The organism is Spirochaetota bacterium (assembly GCA_034190085.1).
Lineage (GTDB): Bacteria > Spirochaetota > UBA4802 > UBA4802 > JAFGDQ01 > JAXHTS01.
On the sequence record JAXHTS010000023.1, the window covers coordinates 100,037 to 119,980 of the forward strand.

Here is a 19,944-nt window from a genome sequence, read left to right on the forward strand (position 1 = left end):
CATGATTAGAGACCTGATAAAATGGACTATCTACGCCGGTGCATCAATCGCAATATACTTTTCATCCAATACTATTGCCCTATGCCAGGAAGCCCAATACGATTGGTTCTGGATTCTTTATGAGTATGAGAGGAATGAAAACTATCAGACAAAAGTCTGGCGACCCTTTTTTATGCGTAACACAGAGAACTCAAAGGGAAATGTATTCGAAGCGTCTCTAATACCAATAGTCTACTGGAAAAACAAAACAGTTAAAAAAAACGAATGGAAATCCCTTTTTGGTCTGATAAACTCAGTAGATTACATCCATCCCAATGGTGTCAGTGATTATGACTTTGGAGTATTTCCTTTTCTGCTTTATGGAGATTCAGTGGATAAAAATGACAAATACTGTCACATATGGCCTTTTGGCGGCTCAATGAGAGATAAGCTTGGTCAGGATAACATATCAACCTATCTCTTTCCGGGATTCGTGCTATTCTTTTTCTTCCCTCCCTCATTCCCGCCAACACTAACTAATGCAGCAGTATTGCTAATATCCCTTATTCCACTATACGTTAATTATAATTCAAAGGATTATAAATCATGGGGGCTACTCTGGCCCATTATACAAAGGGGCAAGAGTTCAACCAGGAATGATAAACGCTTTTTGCCCTTCTACTCGCATAATTATACAAGGGATAAATACGAAAGTCATTCTATACTAATGTTATTTAACTATCAAAGGGTCATCATGAGAGATGATGAGCAAAAGACATTCTTTGCTGTTCCCTTCTTTGGGAAAAGATGGAATCGTTCTTCTCTCAGTAATTCCTCCACTCTCCTTTGGCCATTCTTTTCATGGGGTTATGATATAAAGAGGGGTGATTATGAACTAAATTTTCCCTGGCCCTTGGTTCAGATTCAGGACTGCAGTAAGCCTTATATAAATAAAAGGATATTCTTCCCCTTTTTTGGGAAGTATGATTACCAAAACAAGAGGACATTCTTTATCACTCCGCTTTACTTCAGTCTCAAAAAAAAGACCAAGAGTTATGATTCAGAGTATTATATAAATGCGCTTATAATCTGGTATTTCAAGAGGGAGTATAAAAAAAAGCCAAGCCCCACCTATGGGAGTTCATGGAGATATTTTAAGATATGGCCAATCTTCCACTACGAAAAGGATGATCGCGGTAACTTTTCATTTAATTTTCTGTCACTTTTGCCGATGCGCGACCCTGAGGGATATGAGAGGCTATATCAGCCCTTCTGGACTATCTTCGAATATAGAGGATTTCAGTCTGGGGAGAGGAGATTCGGTCTGCTCTGGAGATTATATTTCCAGAGATGGAGCAGGGATTTATTATATATTAAGATACCCCTTCTCTTCTCCTATGCCACATCTCATGGAAGGCTGACAAAATTATCCTTTCTATTTTCAATGTTCGGTTATTATAATGAGACTGATAAGAGATCAATTAGAATATTCTGGATACCGATAGAGTTAAAGGCTACTGCTACCCTAGATAAATCCCATAACAGAAGCAATCAGAAAGGAAATATTATCCAAAAGGAGGATGATCTACTCAATAAATTAAAAACAATCGAGATTTTTCATAGAAAAGCTCTTGATTTTGAAGTGAGAAGGGATTTTCTTTTGTATTCCAAGAGAGTATTCTGACTACCTCTAGAGGTGTGTATTGGATCGAATAATAATCATTTTTTCCAAGCTTGGCAGAAGGATCATAGAGATATTTGATCTTACTGGATTTACAATACTTATTCTATTCGAAACCCTCTATTATTTAAAAAATATCATAAGCAAGAGGGAGGATATTCTCAAGCAGATGTATATCGCTGGAGTGAAAACCCTATTCGTCTGCTCTATTGTCGCCGTTTTCACTGGAATGATTCTCGCGCTCCAGGCTGGCATAGAGTTGATGAGATTCCAGCAGCAGGCCTTTGTGGGGGACCTGATCATCACATCCATGACTAGAGAGATGGGCCCCTTTATGACAGCAATAATTCTTACCTCCTCAGTAGGATCAGCAATGGCTGCAGAGATAGCGACTATGAAGGTTAGTGAAGAGATAGACGCTTTAGAGATGATGACAATAAGCCCAGTTAAGTTCTTAATAATGCCCAGGGTGGTTGCCCTCTCCATCATGTTGCCTCTCGCCACTATTTATACGAATGTGCTTGGGACTCTGGGTGGAGCAGTCGTCGCCAAATTTCAACTCCATGTTTCCTTTGATATCTACTACACGCATGTTCTGGATTCCCTCAAGTTTAAGGACGCTTATGTTGGGCTTTTTAAGGCCTTCATGTTTGGGATTATTATATCCGGAATAAGCTGCTCCCAAGGCTTGAGGGCTGTTAATGGAGCAATTGGAGTTGGGAAGGCCACCAGATCCTCAGTGGTTGTGTCATTCCTCATGGTCTTAATAATCGGCTATTTTATTACATCAATATTTTATGGTTATATTATATGATTGAACTCAAGAATGTTCATAAATCCTTTAATAACAAAAAAGTGCTTAATGGTATAAACATTCGAATTGAAAATGGAGAGACCTTCGCAATAATTGGTCAATCAGGAGAGGGGAAAACTGTGACCCTTAGACATATCTCCGGGCTTACTGAGCCGGATTCAGGCGAGGTGCTGATAGATAACATCCGAATGAATAGTGCCTCCAAAAAAACCAGAAATAATTTAAGGGAGAGGATGGGGATTGTCTTTCAATCCGGAGCCTTAATCAATTGGATGACAGTATGGGATAATGTGTGCCTGCCTTTAATAGAGCATAGAGCTTTTCCAATGGATGAGATTGATAGGATTGTGGATGAAAAATTGAAAATACTTCAGCTTGATGATGCCAGGGATAAGATGCCCGCTGACATAAGCGGCGGCATGAGGAAAAGGGCCTCGCTAGCCAGGGTTTTAGTAAAAAATCCCGACATTATTCTCTATGATGAACCCACATCAGGGCTTGATCCAGTTATGTCAAGCCTTATCAATGAATTGATTAAGCAGATGCAGAGAGACTATGCTGTCACATCGCTCGTTGTAACTCATGATATGAATAGCGCCTATTATATTGCTGATAGGATAGCTATGCTCTACAAGGGTGAGATAGTACAATGTGATACACCTGAAGGAATAAAAAACAGCACCAATCCTATTGTAAGACAGTTCATTGACGGAAAGTTAGAAGGGCCTATAGATATTTCAAGATAACAGGAATAATTTTTTTGAAATGAAAAGATATCTTTGGGATATCCCATGTCACAGCTTGGGATTCCCTTATTATTTCTATAAGGATAAGTGTTAGAATATTAAGGAGGGAATATTATGAAAAAGAATGAGATAGCTGTAGGATTGTTCTTCTTCATAGCATTGGCGATACTCGGTTATTACACAATTATTATGAACGGTGGGATATTTCGATCTCATGAATACTACAACATGAGCGTAATATTTACAGATGTAGAGGGATTAGGGAAAAGTGATAAGGTAAAGGTAAATGGTGTATTGTCCGGATCAGTGGAGGCGATACAACTGAGGGAAGGGGGTGTATGGGTATTGCTCAAGATGTTTAATAGTTTTAAACTCTATGAGAACTATAATATTAAGATTAAGAATGAGACAGCTCTTGTAGGAAAGTATGTGGGCATCTACCCTGGTATTGAATATGATAATGGCAAGAGATATGCAATAGTTGAGAGCATGGAAAATCTTCAGGGGGAGTCAGTTGGAGATATTTTTGGTATTGTTACTAATTTTATTACTGAAAATAGGGCAAATATTTCAAAAACTGTTAAAAATTTAGAGGAGATTACAAGAAAGATAAACACTGGAAAAGGAACACTTGGAAAGCTTGTTAATGAAAATCAGGTTCATGAAAACACAGATGGGCTTATTAGCGAGATACGAGAATCAATAGAAGACCTGAGAGAGCAGGCTCCGATTACAAGCTTCATTAGAGCTGCTTTAACAGCATTTTAATTATATGGATAAATAGATGCCTAGAAGAGATGACCTAGAGAAGATACTTATAATTGGCTCCGGACCAATAATTATAGGACAGGCATGCGAGTTCGATTATTCAGGATCACAGGCATGCAAAGCATTAAAGGAGGAGGGGTATAAGGTCGTTCTAATTAACTCCAATCCAGCTACGATAATGACCGATCCGGAGTTGGCTGATAGGACATACATTGAACCTATTACACCTGAGATTGTCGAAATGATTATTAAAGAGGAGGAGCCCGACGCAATTCTGCCAACAGTCGGCGGGCAAACGGCTCTGAATATTGCCCTGCATCTACACAATATGGGCATTTTTAAAAGATATAATCTGGAGTTGATTGGAGCGAGTATTGAGTCAATTGAAAAGGCTGAAAACCGAGAACTCTTTAAAAACTCAATGAAGAAAATTGGTATAGAGGTGCCTGATTCCGGTTTAGCCTCCTCAGTTGAGGATGCTGAGAAGGTTATGGAGAGGATAAAGCTGCCAATTATTATTAGACCGGCCTTTACATTGGGCGGCACAGGCGGCAATATTGTTTATAATAAAGAAGAATTTGTTGAGCTTGTGAGAAAGGGGTTGGATGAATCGCCCATAAACCAGGTGTTACTAGAGGAATCGGTTATCGGTTGGAAAGAGTATGAACTTGAGGTTATGCGGGACAAGAAGGACAATGTTGTTATAATATGTTCAATAGAAAACCTTGATCCCATGGGGATTCATACAGGAGATTCAATAACCGTTGCGCCTCAACAGACCCTTACGGATAGAGAGTATCAAAATCTTCGAGATATGTCTCTTAAGATAATAAGGGAAATTGGCGTAGATACTGGGGGATCAAATATCCAGTTTGCGGTAAACCCGGTTGATGGAAGAGCAATGGTAATAGAGATGAATCCGCGTGTCTCAAGGTCTTCTGCCCTTGCTTCAAAGGCAACCGGATTTCCTATAGCCAAAATAGCTGCCAAGCTGGCCATTGGACTCACCCTGGATGAGATATCCAATGATATTACAAGGGAGACGCCGGCCTCTTTTGAGCCTACTATCGATTATGTTGTTGTAAAGGTACCCAGATGGGCCTTTGAAAAATTTCAGGGTACGGACACAACCCTGGGTACGCAGATGAAATCCGTTGGCGAGGCTATGGCCATTGGTAGAACATTCAAGGAGGCGTTGCAAAAAGCGCTTCGATCCCTTGAAATAGACAGATATGGACTCGGTTCAGACGGGAATATGGCAATAGAAGCATCACTGAAGGGATTGCCGAAAAAATATCAAATAGACTTTTTGGAAAAGGGGATAATTACTCCTAAAGAGGACAAGATATTCTATATTAAACAGGCCTTGAAGATGAACGTGAGTGTTGACAGGATTAGTGAACTTACTTACATCGATCCCTGGTTTATTGAGCAGATACTTGAGCTTGTGAAGGCGGAGGGGGAATTTGTTAAAATCAACCACCTCCATGGATTAACCATTGAGGCAGTTCACAATATGAAGAGGTTGGGATATTCCGACAGACAGATTGGATATCTGGCTCACTCGGATATGATAAATAATATATATGAAAAGGGAATATTATTTCATAAGGAATATTTTCACACCCTGAAATCTATGGAAGAGGAGATAAGAGAATTTAGATTAAAGAATAACATAATTCCAGTTTACAAACTTGTGGATACATGCGGCGGTGAGTTTGAGGCCTATACCCCATATTATTATTCTTCTTATGATCAAGAAGATGAGTCAAGAGAATCATATAGAAAAAAGATAATGATAATTGGAGGGGGACCAAATAGGATTGGTCAGGGAATTGAGTTCGATTACTGCTGTTGTCATGCATCTTTTGCCTTGGCAGAAGAGGGTATCGATTCCATTATGGTGAATTCCAATCCCGAAACCGTATCTACAGATTATGACACATCCGATAGATTGTACTTCGAACCCCTAACCCTTGAGGATATTCTGCACATTTATAAGAAGGAGAAACCTGATGGAGTCATTGTGCAATTTGGGGGTCAAACCCCGCTTCGCCTTGCGAAAATGTTAACTGATAATAATGTCAAAATTATCGGCACCACCCCTGACTCAATTGATAGAGCAGAGGATCGCGAGAGATTCGCAAAGGTTGTGAACAAACTTAATCTCTTACAACCGGAGAATGGAATAGCATTTACGCAGGAAGACGCGGTTAAGATAGCTGGAGTAATCGATTATCCTGTATTAGTGAGACCATCCTATGTTCTCGGCGGAAGGTCTATGTCAATAATATACGATGAGAAGAGCCTGTTGGAGTATATCGATTCAGCAGTTCAACTTTCACCGGGAAGTCCCATCCTTGTGGATAAATTTATTGAAGAAGCTGTTGAAATAGATGTTGATGCAATATGCGATGGCGAAGATATCTTTATTGGCGCCGTAATGGAACATATTGAGCATGCAGGAATCCACTCCGGTGACTCTGCATGTATCATTCCGCCACTATCTATTTCTGATGAAATGATTGTAAGGATTGAAAAATCTACAAGGGATTTAGCAAAGGAATTAGATGTTATTGGCCTAATGAATATACAGTTCGCAATTAAGAATGACGATCTCTATATTATAGAAGTAAATCCTAGGGCATCGAGAACAGTCCCCTTTGTTTCAAAGTCTATCGGAATCCCTTTGGCAAAAATTGCAGTAAAGGTGATGCTCGGAAGCAAGCTACGAGATTTTGGTTTAGCTGAGACGAAGAGGATTCCTTATATTAGCATCAAAGAGGCGGTGCTACCCTTCAATAAATTTCCGGGAGTTGATACCATACTTTCGCCAGAGATGAAATCCACTGGCGAGGTGATGGGTATAGCAAAACATTTTGGTGAGACCTATTATAAGGCTGAAATGGCAGCAGGCGGTCCCCTACCCCTTAAAGGAACAATATTCTTAAGTATAAATCGCAAGTCGAAGGAGGACCTTTTGGAAGAGATGAAGCTCCTATATGAAAACGACTTTAAACTCGTGGCAACGGAGGGCACCGCATCCTTCATAACAAAACACGGAATTCCATGCGAAAGGGTGTATAAGATCAGTGAAGGAAGACCAAATATTATTGACCTTGTAAGGAGTGGAGAGATTGATCTTATCATCAACACGCCATCCGGAAAGATACCCAGGTTTGACGCCTATTCGATTAGGCAGACAGCCTTAAGATATCATATACCAATTATTACAACCATAGCTGCTGCGAAGGCGGCTATTCAAGGACTGCTTGAGGTAAAGAACAAAACAAAAATATCTATAAAACCGATACAGGAATATCATGCGGAGGTGGTATAAATCATGGAAGATAGAGTAATATTAGAGGCAATGGACATAGAAAAAATAATGCGAGAGAATTCTGAAAGGATAATGGAGGAGGTCATTGATATTGACCAATTTGCTATTATAGGCATTCAAACTAGAGGAGTTGATTTAGCAAATAGAATCAAGGGTAATATCGAAAAACTTACCAAAAAATCTATCAAAAGTGGGGTTTTGGATATCACCTTTTATCGCGATGATCTAGCGACAAGAGGAGTCTTGCCAATTATAAAGGAAACGAAAATTGAATTTAACATTTCAAAGCTTACTATCCTTCTGGTTGATGATGTTATCTTTACAGGAAGAACCATAAAGGCAGCCTTAGAGACACTAACAAGTTTTGGACGACCCAAAGCAATCAAACTATTCGAATTAATAGACAGGGGGAATAGGGAACTACCAATACAACCAGATTATTGCGGATTCAAAATTGATACAGAGGTTAAAGATAACATAAAAGTTGTTCTAAGAGAGACTGATGGGGTTGAAGATATTGTTCTTCTATCCAAAAAATATTGAAACAAACCATTCTTCAGCACTATAATTAACTAATGAACGTTAATCTTGATTGTATTAATTGCCTGGTAAGACAGGTTGTTGATGTCTTAAAAATAATTGATATTACGGAAAAGGAAAGAATCTTATATGCACAGGAGATGTTTCAATACATTTCACGTATTGATCTAACTCAGCCTCCTCCTATTGTTGGAAGAATGATCTACTCTAGAATAGGAGAGATAACGCGCAACGCTGATCCCTACTGTGCTATTAAAAGGAAGAGTAATGACCTGGCCCTAAGCATTATACCAACGGCAAGGGAAAATATCCTAAATAGCCTCGATCCAATTAAAAGAGCAATACAGTTCTCTATCAATGGAAATCAAATAGACTATGGAGCTGTGAAGTCGATAAATGAAGATGAAATTATACATGGTATAGAAATGAATATGAACACAGAGATTAGTCACAACCTATTGACAAAATTCAAGAAGGATATTGAAATATCACAAAAGATTCTTTTTATTGGTGATAACGCTGGAGAGATTGTTTTTGACATGCTTTTTATTGAGCAATTGCCGCAGGAAAAAATTGTCTTTGCAACAAGGGGGCGACCTATAATAAATGACTCAACCATGGAGGATGCAAAATACATTGGACTCGATAGGCTGGTTCAAGTTATTGATACAGGAGATAATACGCCTGGGATTGACCTCAGCAGATCATCAGAAGAGTTTTTAAAGGAGTTTAAAAGCGCAGATACGATTATACTTAAGGGTCAGGGCAACTTTGAAACAGTGTTTGACAAACCGCTGGGATTCTATAAAAGGGTTGAGACACCTCTATATTTTTTCTTGAAGGTAAAATGTCAATTCGTTGCTGAAATTCTTAACTGCAATATCGGCGAAGCTCAGTCCCTGAGAATCCAATGAAAAGACAATGCTCATTTGTTGAATGAACATTATCCTATTTGTTGATTAATTACATAATTTCAAACATCAACTGGATGAAGATATCCAGCAGTATTCATACATTATAATTTTTCTATTAACTTCAAAATCCTCCCTTCAACATCATCCCTAATTTTTCGCATAAAATCTATGGATTCACCTGAAGGTTCAGGCAAGTCCCAGTCCTCAATTTTAGTTCCAGGAAAAACCGAACATGCATCTTCACAACCCATGGTGAAAGCCAGATCTGGGTTGGAATCTCCCACTGCCTCTTCTATTGTCTTTGGCTTTCGGAAGGCCATATCGATCTTTTTTTCTCTCATTACCTCTTCCATTACCCCATTTATCCTATCAGCTGGCTCACTTCCACCGCTCATCACATCAATTCTGTCACCAGCATAATGCTGTGCAAAGGCACTAGCCATCTGACTACGGCAAGCATTCTCTCTACATATAAAAATCACTTTTTTCCTATTAACTAATGGCATCACCAATTCATTTGCCTTCGATTTTGCTTCACTTAGAGCTGATGAATGTTTTGTAATGTCGCCCTTCTTCTCAATCTGCCTGTAGGTTAGACTTCCAAGATAATCAGCCCCAACAGCGTCAAAAAAATATTTTGCTGTAAGATTAACACCCTGAAAAAGGTTCTCTCCCTTTGTAGCGCCTAATGCAAACATGAAACCACGCCTCCACTTTCGGCCCGGATCATCAATACCCAACCTATACTTCCTGGCCCAAAAGGTCTGCGACCGGTCAATCAAAGCCTTGATTTGAGCAGTTACGCTATAAAAAAATATTGGGCTGGCCAACAGAATAAGATCAGCCTGACGTAATAAGAAATATATTTCACTGGCCATATCATCATCAATTGGACAGTACCCATCTTTTTCACATATTTGAAACTCCTTACAGGGTTGAATATTCTTTTTGTCCACATCAATAGTCAATGTCTGAGCTCCAATCCTTCGGGCCTCATCCATAAATGTGGATAAGAGAAGACTCGTATTTCCCCTTTTTCGAGGACTTCCCTGCAATCCAAGAACTAACATCTCATGTTTATCCCTTCACAAACCTAAAGGCTTCCATAATATAAAACTATATATAACACTACCTTAACAATATTTCAGTGATAGTTTATTTTACAAATCGAATCATCAATTTAAAAGAGTGAAAAAACTCAACTCTTCTATATTCTACTGCTTTTTATATATCCCTATCAACTCCCCAATACCTAAAACATGACCCTTTGCAAATTCAAGAACTCTTTTCTTGGTGGCATCTTCCGGAAGCAAATTAAGAGTAGTATCCAAGGCATATACCTTGAAGGAGTATTCATGTGTGCCCATAGGAGGGCATGGCCCAGTGTACCCAACACCGCCGAATGATCTATTCCCCTGCATTGATCCGTTATCAAGATTTGTCTCAACAGGCACCCCTTCAGGTAATGATAAAACATTAGCTGGAATATTGTATACAACCCAATGTACAAAAGTTATGATTGGAAATTTTTCCGATGGGGCATCATAATCAGTTACAATAACAACAAAACTCTTAGTACCTTCCGGAGCATTTTCCCAGCTTATTTCAGGTGATATATTCTCAGATTCGCATGTATACCTGCTTGGGATCATTCCACCATTATTGAAAGCAGAACTTTTAACAATAAGGGTTGATTCAGCGTTCTCAATAATATCCCTGCCAACATAATTTTGATAATAAATGGATATAACAATAATAAAAATGATTAATAATACAACCAATAGAATCGTTTTTTTCATTTCACCTCCCATAAATTATACTAATTTGATGTAAAAATTTAAGTAACAGTTAAGTATATATTATAGTTTTTGTCAAGAATTTAGTACTATTTACAAATCCTAAGGTACTGAATTCAGTAAGGCTTTAATCTTTTGATGATTTTTTCACTTGACGATTTAAATGAAAATAAAGATATAATAGTGATAACATCTATTAAAATATAACTAAGGAAAAGGTGTATGCATGGAGGAAAGAAAGGTATCTGACTTTGCATTTGTAAGCAGTGAGTGGCCGCTTGACCCGAATAAACAGACCCTTATATTTATTCATGGTGCTGGCGGATCGAGCACAATGTGGCTTAACCAGGTTGATGCGCTAATGGTCAATGCCAACACAATAGCTATTGATCTTCCTGGGCATGGGAGAAGCAGTGGACAAGGCAGATGTAAGATAACTGATTATGCTAAATCAGTGGTTGAATTCATTGATCTAATAAAAGTCCCAAAACCCATCCTTATCGGTTTGTCCATGGGGGGGGCTATCACCCTGCAGACTATCCTAGATTTTTCAGAAAGGATAGCTGCCGCAGTTCTCATCAGCACTGGAGCAAAACTTCGCGTTCTTCCCGTAATCTTTGAGACAATAGAAAACAATTTTGATGAATTCATAAAAATGATGGGAAAATTCTCAATATCAAATATTGCCGATCCTAAGATACTTCATCAAATGATGGATGAGATGGCAAAACAGGACCCTCGAGTTACATTAAAGGATTTCAGAGCCTGCGATTCCTTTAATGTTATGGAGAGGCTGAGCGAGATCAATATGCCTACCCTAATCATAACTGCTGAAAATGATAATCTAACCACACCCAAATATGGCAAGTTTTTAGAGGAACGAATTAATGGCGCTCAACGAACTCACATTATGGATGCCGGGCATATTGTATCTCTCGAAAAGCCGGAAGAGGTAAATCAGGCAATCGGTGAATTTATAAAAGGATTGGAATCATAGTTTAGACTTCTATAAAACTCGAGCTGCCATTCTTGGGATCGCGGCCTCTGTCTCTGCCATTATCTCCTTAATTAGATCATCTGAATAACTCAAGAGGTTCTTCAATATATCTTCTGTATGTTCTCCCAAGTCAGGGGCGGTTTCCGGCTCTCCCTCAATCGAATCATGAATATTGAATATTGATCCGATTGTCTTATATTTTTCACCCTTGATCTCCATCTCCTTGATTACATCATTGTGTATAACCTGAGGATCATTAACAACCTGTGAGTAATATAGAACAGGACCAGAGGGGATATCGTTTTCATCTCGCAGTATTTTAAGCCACTCGTCAGTTGTTTTCTTGCGCAGAGCCTCTTCTAAGAGTATAGTAAACTCCTTGTTATTAATAAATATATTGATAACATTATTATACTTCGGATCATCTTTCATCCAACCCAGACCAACAAGCTCAAGCATCTCAAAATTGCCAGTTGGGGGAGAAAGGGTAATAAATCCATCCTTTGTCTCAAAAATACCATAGGTTGGCAGCATAATATGCCTACCCCCCTGAAGGGTTGGAGCGTTACCACCTAAAAAATAATTTTGGAAAAGAACCTTCTGCATGAATATAAGCGAATCTAGTAGATTAACATCTGCCTTAACGCCTTTTCCATCCCTATCCCTGTTTATTAGGCTGGCAATTATTGACATAGCAGCATAAATTCCGCCCATCATATCAGCCAAGGCTATTCCACCAGGAATAACCGGGGTATTGGTCTTTGGATCACCCGAGATACTCAAAATTCCACTGTGGCCACATGCAATGATGTCAAATGCTGGATAATTTGTGTATGGTCCAGTCTCTCCATATCCCGTAATATTACAACGAATTATTTGGGGATTTATTTTTTTCAGTGTGACAAAGTCTGAACCCTGTCTCCTAGGCACATCTGCCCTAAAGTTGGATATAACAACATCAGATATTTTAACTAAATCATAAAAGGCCTGTTTGCCAAGTTTTCCCTGTAGATCTAATGATATACTCCTCTTATTACGATTAAGGGAAAGCACATAGTAATTAAAAATATTTACCTTCGGATCTCCGAACCTAATTAAATCTCCTGTAGGGGATTCCAGTTTGATAATCTCAGCCCCAAGATCGCTTAAGAGCATAGTGCCAAAGGGACCTGCATGAGCCTGTGTCATATCAATAATCCTAACTCCACTTAAAGGGCCTTTTGTAATTGCCATATTATAAAATCCTCCTAATTTATCATCCTAAATAGACATTTTCATAAGCATAGCTAAAAATACACTTACAATAATCGATGTCACTCAATGCCTATAACCTTTAGCGAATATACTCCTTCCTCATTCTTGAGATTCCTTAATTTTTTGCTTAAGCTCATCAATATGTTCAGACATATCAGTCCTGGATGACCGTGCCTTCCATATTGGAATCGCCGCTTCACTCTCCGCTCTTATCGCCTTTATGGTCTCATCAGAATATCCCAAGAGACTCTGCAATATCTCATCTGTATGTTCATCAAGATCAGGCGGAGGGTCTGGCGTTCCTTGGATTAATTCTGATTCATTCGACAATTTGAATATGGTGCCTATGGTTTTGTACCTTTCGCCACGTAGTTCCATCTCAATAAACATCTTATTGTGCAGCACCTGTGGATCAGTAATAATCTGATCATAATTGAGCACTGGCCCACAGGGGATATCATTTTCATCACGGAATAACTTGACCCATTCATCCGTATTCCTTTTGAGTAGGGCCTTCTCTATATGCTCATTGAGCTCGATCCTGTTCATTATCATATCTTCGCGCGTTTTAAATTTTGGATCATTTAATAGTTTTTCCAATCCAATGAGTTTGAGCAAGGTCTCCTTATCCGTCTGCTTTACTGGGGCTAAAGTGATATGACCATCCTTTGTATCAAATATACCGTAGGCAGCTGTAGTGCTGTGCCTCTGTCCCTGTAGGGGTGGATTGTTCCCTGTGAGAAAATAGTTTTGAAAGAGAACCTGCTGCATCACCATTAATCCATTAAGGAGATTAAACTCGATTTTTACCCCCTTATCATCCCGATTCCGCTTAAAAAGAGCTGCCAATACTGACATTGTGCCGAATATACCCCCCATCATATCCGCAAGGGCAATACCACCGGGTATCACAGGGGTATTCGTTTTAGGATCACCAGATACGCTTAAAATACCGCTATGCCCACAAGCAATAATATCAAAGGAAGGATAACTTCTACAAGGCCCTGTCTCTCCATACCCTGAGATATTACAGCGTATAATCCTTGGATTTATCTTTGACAGAGTCTCAAAATCTGTACCCTGTCTTGTTGGAACACCAGCCCTTAGGTTTGAATATACTATGTCGGATTTCTTCACAAGCTCATGAAAGGCCTTTCTGCCCAATTCCCCCTTTAAATCTAATACCAAGCCCTTTTTATTACGGTTTAGACCTGTAAAATAATAGCTTGTAAGTGAAACCTTTTTTTCCCCCATTCTCATCATCTCCCCAGGTGGCGGCTCAAGCTTAATTATCTCAGCCCCCAGATCACCCAAAAGCATAGTGCCAAAGGGACCTGCATGTGCATGTGTCATGTCTATAACCCTAATTCCCTTTAAGGGACCCTGTGTAATTGACATTTATTGTACTCCTTTTCTGAAATAGTATACATGAATTGAATTTAGGGAACCTCTATTAATTAAAAATATTTTGTTGCCAGCCTGTGCAAACACCTGATTCCACAGGGTTTGTGAATAAGGGTATTGTCAGAAATTTAATTAATAGAGGTTCCCTTTAATAATGGTTAATACTCAATCTAAGTTATAATTATTATCAAAATCTAACACTATTTCAGTTATGTGTAAAAATATTGTTAGATTATATATCTCAAATATAATCAAAATGAGTTTGAATATTTATTTGGATTGTAACCCCTGGATAAGAAGGTTATCATTGATTCACTAATCTTTTTCTTGCTGCCTCGTTTTCCTGCCTTATCTCACTAATCTGTTCATCAGAATAACCTAATTTATCTCTCAATACCTCTTCTGTATACCTTCCAAGATCAGAGGGCGGAGTGGGTCTACCCTCAATCTCATTGGGCATTTTAAATATTGAACCTATGGTTTTGTATTTTTCTCCGCTTTCAAGTTGCATATCCCATATCATATTATTATGCTGAACTTGAGGATCATTAATGACCTGTCCATAATTCAGCACAGGGCCAGAGGCGAGATCATTTTCATCACGAAGTATCCTTACCCATTCTTCTGTGGTCTTACTCCGCAGGGCTTCTTCAAAATGCTTATTGAATTCTTCGCGATTTATTACCCTATTAAACATGCTATCGAGTTTAGGATCTTCAAACATCCAACCGAGTCCAGCAACCTCAATTATTTTGCTCTCATCACTGGGTCCCAATGTTAAATATCCATCCTTTGTCTCAAACACACCATAAGTTGCCAGCATCATATGCCTCCCCCCCTGTAATGTGGGAGCCATGCCAGAGGAGAAATAGTGTTGAAATATTGCCTTCTGCATAAACAAGAGCGAATCAAAAAGATTTACCTCTGCCTTTAGACCCATCCCATCCTTATCTCTATTCATTAGCGCAGATAATATATGCATAACTGCAAAGATGCCTCCCATCATTTCACCAAGAGAAATACCACCTGGAATCAAGGGCGCCCTGCCTGGTTCCCCAGAGAGGCTCAACAATCCGCTATGTCCGCATGCAATAATATCAAAGGGTGGATATTCAGCATAGGGGCCAGACTCCCCATAACCTGAAATATTACAGGTAATTATTTTGGGATTAATTCTTTCAAGGGTATCAAAATCCAAACCCCTATTCCTGTTTAAGGCGGGTTCTGAATTTGAAATGATTACATCAGACACCTCAACTAAATCGTGAAAAGTCCTTTTCCCTAGTTTACTCTCAATATCTAGGATAATACTCCCCTTATTACGATTCAGCGCTAAAAAAAAATGATTATCCAGACTAACACTTGGTTCACCCTGCCTAGAACAATCACCTAAGGGTGATTCAATTTTTATTATCTCAGCCCCAAGATCTCCCAAAAGCATAGATCCGAATGGACCTGAATGATTCTCAGTTAAATCTAAAACTCTAATACCAGTTAATGGACCTCTTGTTATCGCCATCTATATATAATCCTCCTATCCTTTTTCCTTAATATCAAATTATCATTTTACTTCCTCATCAATCTCAACACTCTTCAATCGTTTCTTTAGTCTTGGTATAGACGCTTCATTTTCCGCTTTGATCTCCTTTATCAATTCATCAGAATAACCCAATATACTCTTAAGTAACTCCCCTGTATGCTCACCCACATCAGGTGGGGGTTCAGGATTTCCTTCAATTACACTTTGATTTGATTTATTGCATAACTTGAATATCGAGTTCATGGAATTGTATTTCTCTCCCTTTAATTCCATTTCAATAAACATCCTATTTTGCTTAACCTGTGGGTCCTTCATAATCTCATCATAATTGACCACAGGGCCACAGGGAATATCATTTTCATCACGCAGAAGCTTTATCCACTCTTCTGTAGTCTTTTTTCGTAAGGCTTCCTCATAGGAGTTATCTAATTCTTTTTTATGCTTATTTCTTTCTTCAGAAGTCTTATATCGAGGATCATTTATCAATTCATTAAGACCAATTAATTCCATCAATTTTTCTTGATTAGTTGAGGACGCTAGCGTTATAAAACCATCCTTAGTCTCATAAATCCCATATCCAGCGTCCCTTGCATGCCTTCTCCCCTGCATGCCAGGCTCCTTCCCTGTGAGAAAATAATTTTGAAACTTCACCTGCTGCATAACTAATAATGAATCCAATAGATTGGTCTCTATCTTCATGCCCATTCCATCCCTATTCCTCTTGACAAGAGCAGCTATTATTGACATTGATGCAAAGATGCCTCCCATCATGTCAGCCAAGGCAATACCGCCTGGAATTACAGGATTTCTTCCCTCTTCACCACAAATACTCAAGATTCCACTATGTCCACTTGCTATAATATCATAGGATGGGTAGGATATATAAGGACCGGTCTCGCCATAACCCGAAATGTTACATCGAATAATCCTGCGATTAATTCTCGATAGAGTCTCATAATCAGTTCCCTGCCTCTTAGGAACCTCAGCGCGAGTGTTTGAATAAACTACATCAGATTTTTTTACAAGATCATAGAATGCCTGTTTGCCTAACCTCCCCTTTAAGTCTAATACTAAACCATTTTTATTGGGATTGAGGGCTATTATATAATAACTGCTTTTTAAAGATACCTCAGTTTCCCCCATTCTCATCATCTCCCCAGTTGGGGGTTCTAACTTTATTACTTCTGCTCCCAGATAGCCCAACAGCATAGTGCCATAGGGACCAGCATGTGCATGGGTAAGATCAAGGACTCTAATACCGCTTAATGGACCCTTGGTAATTGACATTTACAATAACCCTCCTTAAATATTAGATTCAAATATTTCTTTAAGAAAACAATCTTGCGGATAAGAATAAATATATACATCCTTGTGTCAAGATTTTCTAATCATTATTATCACAAAATCTAAGGATTATTTTGACCATATACTCTTTTTCGATTTTGACAATGCTTATGATAATCCTCACTTTCATTTGATCCCCTCCAATATTTCCATTATATTTAAATGGAATTAAAATTTTCGTTTTATGATTTCGCTGATTTACGACTTATTATTTATTAAGAGAAGGAGACGATGATGGGATTTTTTTCATTAAATATGAAAAAAATAGGTATAAACAATTCACAATTACAAATGCTAAAAACATGCATAATTGTAATATCCTGCATGATTTTCATATATGGATGTAAAAATTCACTTCCTAATGGACTGTTGGATAACCAATACCATTCTTCACCAGAATGGTCAGGCATGAATCCACAACATGACGAGATGTTCTCTGTTAATTCCGATAACTGCAAGGCATGTCATGGACAAGACCTTAACGGCGGGCAGTCGGGGATTTCCTGTCTTGTATGCCATCACGATCGTGAATGGAACGATGAATCAGGGCATGGCACAGCCTTTGCCAACAAATCCAAGGTTTGCAAGGGATGTCACGGTCAGGATTTGGATGGGGGTCTGGCTGATAGATCATGCCTATCATGTCATCATAATGGCGGATGGAGTAATGAATCAGAGCATGGCTCAAGCTTTGCTGGTAATCCTAAGGCATGCAGAGGATGTCATGGTCAGGATTTGGATGGCGGTCTGGCTGATAGATCATGCCTATCTTGTCATCATAATGGCGGATGGAGCGATATATCGGAGCATGGCGATGAATATTCAGATAATCCGAATACTTGCAAGGCCTGTCATGGGGATGATGAGGATGACGGATTAGTGAATTTAACATGCAAATCCTGCCATCACAATGTATGGGATGAATCTCACGGCGCTCAATTCATTTCAAGGCCGGAAAACTGTAAATTATGCCATGGGGAAGACCTTAATGGAGCCAACACAGGAGCTTCCTGTGTATCTTGTCATCATAATTGGGGAACACCATCAAATCCTCAACATGGGATTGAGTATGTGAAAGTAAGGGGGATATGCGATTCCTGTCACGGAGTTGATCACAAGGGGGGACTGGTGGATAAATCCTGTATAGACTGTCATCATAGCTGGGCGCCCCCCCTGGAAGCTTCTGGGCATATATCACAATTTAGGGATAATAGCGATACATGCCTTGTATGCCATGCGGATGGAGGGAGGAGCGATTGCGGTATCTGCCATGGCAAATCAGGAACCCATGCGACCCATATCTCAAGCAGCAGGGGTCCAAGTCCTGGTCTTGAATGTGAGACATGCCATAATGCTGCTTATTATCCTGAATTTGTTGATAGCGGGGATTTAGACGGGACACATGTCTGTGATCCATGTCACAGCCCGGATGGCGCCTTTGATGGTGTAAATGATGCATCAATCGGCGCAAAATTAAATTGGGTAGATGGGGTCTATGATGGAAATGAACTGAAAGCTGGCAAAGGAAAATGGTGCGCTGGATGTCATGATGATGCTCCTGCATTCAGCCAGCAGTCGCTATATGAGATAATACTTGACGATCCTGATGCTGATTTTGATCCATACTTAGCTCCGCCTGAAGGCTACCCTCAAGGAGTGCCAACATTCGATCCACCAGAAGGGAATCCAGCAATCCAATGGACTTATTGGTGGGGCTTTTATCAGGAATACGGAAATGGCTTTCTGTATACAGAGGCACAGGATGGAGGAACACGCACTGTTACATGGACTCCCGATCTGCCTGACTCTGGCGAATATTCTGTGTATGCCTGGTGGACATCACACAGCAATCGGGTTACAAATGCTAAATATACTATAAATCATGAAACAGGTTCAACCACAGTTGAGGTAAACCAGGAGCAGAATGGCGGAGAGTGGAACTATCTGGGCACTTACAGCTTTGTCTCTGGCTCATCAGGCTCTGTGGTATTAACCAATGACAGCGATGAAGCTGGTCAATATATAATTGCGGATGCTGTAAAATTTATGAGCGGAGATCCGGGTTCCTCAGCTCCAAATGTTATTGGTGGTCACGACAGTGAGTATAATAAGGATTATGGATTTTACTCAACTGGTCACAAAATTGAGTGCACACGCTGCCATGATATTAGCAAGAAACATATAGATCATGAGCACAGGACTTATAAGGCAGCGCTTAAAAATTATATAGATGGATACAGGCTTGGCGGATATATGAAGGTGCCACTACCTGCAGGGTCAGTAGGCATCAACCGTTGGACCGAAGCTGGACTATGTTTTGAATGTCACAATCCATATGAGGTGTTAGGCACCTCGTCTAGTGATCTGAGTCATTCCAACTTTCTGGATCTTGACGGCTCTCATAGAAATCTCCATTATTACCATTATGCAAGGGGATCAACAAGCTCAAGCGACTCTGATTATGATGGTATATTAGACTCTGCAATAACCTGTATTACCTGCCACAATGTTCATGGTGCAAAAAACAGCGCTATGATAAAGAGCGGAGAGCTTATTAGCGATCCTGGCACAACCAATAAGACGCCTGCCCTGGATTTTACATATTATGAGGTGCTGCCAGAAGCAACTGTTTCCTATGCAGCGCCAATAGGTACATACTATGTTTATGGATGGTGGTTTGAGGCTTCAAACAGGTTTAATAATGTCCAGTTTACAATCAATCATGCTGGCGGCACTGATACTATAAATGTAAACCAATTGATAAGCAACAGAAGCCTTGGTCAAGGCATTCATAATGGAGGCACTAACAATCTGTCGATTCTTAGTG

General features: G+C 39.5%; 15 protein-coding genes. 9 read left to right on the forward strand and 6 right to left on the reverse strand.

The window, feature by feature from the left end; genetic code table 11:
* Nucleotide 1 precedes the first annotated feature (1 nt).
* The 7 genes from SVZ03_04920 to SVZ03_04950 all read left to right on the forward strand — a co-directional run bounded on the left by SVZ03_04920 (nucleotide 2) and on the right by SVZ03_04950 (nucleotide 8,782).
* Nucleotides 2–1,663, forward strand: a complete 1,662-nt coding sequence (locus SVZ03_04920) for a hypothetical protein (GenBank protein MDY6933551.1) — start codon at nucleotides 2–4, stop codon at nucleotides 1,661–1,663.
* Nucleotides 1,664–1,700: 37 nt separating this feature from the next.
* On the forward strand, nucleotides 1,701–2,474 hold the full coding sequence (locus SVZ03_04925; protein ID MDY6933552.1) for an ABC transporter permease: 774 nt from the start codon (nucleotides 1,701–1,703) through the stop codon (nucleotides 2,472–2,474).
* Entirely contained in the window at nucleotides 2,471–3,220 is a 750-nt protein-coding gene (locus SVZ03_04930) for an ATP-binding cassette domain-containing protein (protein ID MDY6933553.1), read from the forward strand. Before SVZ03_04925 ends, SVZ03_04930 begins: the two co-directional genes overlap by 4 nt.
* 114 nt (nucleotides 3,221–3,334) lie before the next feature.
* Nucleotides 3,335–3,988 (forward strand): MlaD family protein, encoded by a 654-nt coding sequence (locus tag SVZ03_04935; GenBank protein ID MDY6933554.1) that lies wholly within the window; start codon nucleotides 3,335–3,337, stop codon nucleotides 3,986–3,988.
* 16 nt (nucleotides 3,989–4,004) lie between these two features.
* On the forward strand, nucleotides 4,005–7,328 hold the full coding sequence (gene carB, locus SVZ03_04940; GenBank protein ID MDY6933555.1) for a carbamoyl-phosphate synthase large subunit: 3,324 nt from the start codon (nucleotides 4,005–4,007) through the stop codon (nucleotides 7,326–7,328).
* A 3-nt stretch (nucleotides 7,329–7,331) separates the two neighbouring features.
* Nucleotides 7,332–7,871 carry a bifunctional pyr operon transcriptional regulator/uracil phosphoribosyltransferase PyrR gene (gene pyrR / locus SVZ03_04945; GenBank protein ID MDY6933556.1) on the forward strand — a complete coding sequence of 180 codons (540 nt, stop codon included), beginning with the start codon at nucleotides 7,332–7,334 and terminating at the stop codon, nucleotides 7,869–7,871.
* Nucleotides 7,872–7,903: 32 nt separating this feature from the next.
* Complete coding sequence (locus SVZ03_04950) at nucleotides 7,904–8,782, forward strand: ARMT1-like domain-containing protein (GenBank protein ID MDY6933557.1); 879 nt, start codon at nucleotides 7,904–7,906, stop codon at nucleotides 8,780–8,782.
* Nucleotides 8,783–8,883: 101 nt separating this feature from the next.
* Here SVZ03_04950 and SVZ03_04955 read toward each other — a convergent pair whose 3' ends face one another.
* Both SVZ03_04955 and SVZ03_04960 read right to left on the reverse strand, forming a co-directional pair.
* Nucleotides 8,884–9,852, reverse strand: a complete 969-nt coding sequence (locus tag SVZ03_04955; protein MDY6933558.1) for an NAD(P)H-dependent oxidoreductase — start codon at nucleotides 9,850–9,852, stop codon at nucleotides 8,884–8,886.
* A 144-nt stretch (nucleotides 9,853–9,996) separates the two neighbouring features.
* A complete protein-coding gene (locus tag SVZ03_04960; protein ID MDY6933559.1) occupies nucleotides 9,997–10,581 on the reverse strand; it encodes a YbhB/YbcL family Raf kinase inhibitor-like protein in 585 nt (194 codons plus the stop codon).
* Nucleotides 10,582–10,804: 223 nt separating this feature from the next.
* Here SVZ03_04960 and SVZ03_04965 point away from each other — a divergent pair, with 223 nt between their 5' ends.
* Nucleotides 10,805–11,575, forward strand: coding sequence for an alpha/beta hydrolase (locus tag SVZ03_04965; protein MDY6933560.1), 771 nt, complete (start codon nucleotides 10,805–10,807; stop codon nucleotides 11,573–11,575).
* A 9-nt stretch (nucleotides 11,576–11,584) separates the two neighbouring features.
* Here SVZ03_04965 and SVZ03_04970 read toward each other — a convergent pair whose 3' ends face one another.
* The 4 genes from SVZ03_04970 to SVZ03_04985 form a co-directional block, all read right to left on the reverse strand.
* Entirely contained in the window at nucleotides 11,585–12,808 is a 1,224-nt protein-coding gene (locus tag SVZ03_04970; protein ID MDY6933561.1) for a CoA transferase, read from the reverse strand.
* A 120-nt stretch (nucleotides 12,809–12,928) separates the two neighbouring features.
* Nucleotides 12,929–14,227 carry a CoA transferase gene (locus SVZ03_04975; protein ID MDY6933562.1) on the reverse strand — a complete coding sequence of 433 codons (1,299 nt, stop codon included), beginning with the start codon at nucleotides 14,225–14,227 and terminating at the stop codon, nucleotides 12,929–12,931.
* Between the two features lie 310 nt (nucleotides 14,228–14,537).
* A complete protein-coding gene (locus SVZ03_04980) occupies nucleotides 14,538–15,752 on the reverse strand; it encodes a CoA transferase (protein MDY6933563.1) in 1,215 nt (404 codons plus the stop codon).
* 42 nt (nucleotides 15,753–15,794) lie between these two features.
* Nucleotides 15,795–17,060, reverse strand: a complete 1,266-nt coding sequence (locus tag SVZ03_04985; protein MDY6933564.1) for a CaiB/BaiF CoA-transferase family protein — start codon at nucleotides 17,058–17,060, stop codon at nucleotides 15,795–15,797.
* Nucleotides 17,061–17,348: 288 nt separating this feature from the next.
* On the opposite strand from SVZ03_04985, the gene SVZ03_04990 reads away from it, so the two are divergent.
* On the forward strand, nucleotides 17,349–19,944 hold a 2,596-nt coding region (locus tag SVZ03_04990), incomplete at its 3' end, for a hypothetical protein (protein ID MDY6933565.1).

What these genes read in the sequence shown, in the direction of transcription:
- SVZ03_04960 (MDY6933559.1), bottom strand. Translation starts at nt 10,581, where the DNA reads ATGAAAAAAACGATTCTATTGGTTGTATTATTAATCATTTTTATTATT.
- SVZ03_04935 (MDY6933554.1), top strand. Translation starts at nt 3,335, where the DNA reads ATGAAAAAGAATGAGATAGCTGTAGGATTGTTCTTCTTCATAGCATTG.
- SVZ03_04975 (MDY6933562.1), bottom strand. Translation starts at nt 14,227, where the DNA reads ATGTCAATTACACAGGGTCCCTTAAAGGGAATTAGGGTTATAGACATG.
- SVZ03_04955 (MDY6933558.1), bottom strand. Translation starts at nt 9,852, where the DNA reads ATGTTAGTTCTTGGATTGCAGGGAAGTCCTCGAAAAAGGGGAAATACG.
- SVZ03_04970 (MDY6933561.1), bottom strand. Translation starts at nt 12,808, where the DNA reads ATGGCAATTACAAAAGGCCCTTTAAGTGGAGTTAGGATTATTGATATG.
- SVZ03_04950 (MDY6933557.1), top strand. Translation starts at nt 7,904, where the DNA reads ATGAACGTTAATCTTGATTGTATTAATTGCCTGGTAAGACAGGTTGTT.
- pyrR (MDY6933556.1), top strand. Translation starts at nt 7,332, where the DNA reads ATGGAAGATAGAGTAATATTAGAGGCAATGGACATAGAAAAAATAATG.
- SVZ03_04965 (MDY6933560.1), top strand. Translation starts at nt 10,805, where the DNA reads ATGGAGGAAAGAAAGGTATCTGACTTTGCATTTGTAAGCAGTGAGTGG.
- SVZ03_04980 (MDY6933563.1), bottom strand. Translation starts at nt 15,752, where the DNA reads ATGGCGATAACAAGAGGTCCATTAACTGGTATTAGAGTTTTAGATTTA.
- SVZ03_04920 (MDY6933551.1), top strand. Translation starts at nt 2, where the DNA reads ATGATTAGAGACCTGATAAAATGGACTATCTACGCCGGTGCATCAATC.
- SVZ03_04985 (MDY6933564.1), bottom strand. Translation starts at nt 17,060, where the DNA reads ATGTCAATTACCAAGGGTCCATTAAGCGGTATTAGAGTCCTTGATCTT.
- SVZ03_04930 (MDY6933553.1), top strand. Translation starts at nt 2,471, where the DNA reads ATGATTGAACTCAAGAATGTTCATAAATCCTTTAATAACAAAAAAGTG.
- carB (MDY6933555.1), top strand. Translation starts at nt 4,005, where the DNA reads ATGCCTAGAAGAGATGACCTAGAGAAGATACTTATAATTGGCTCCGGA.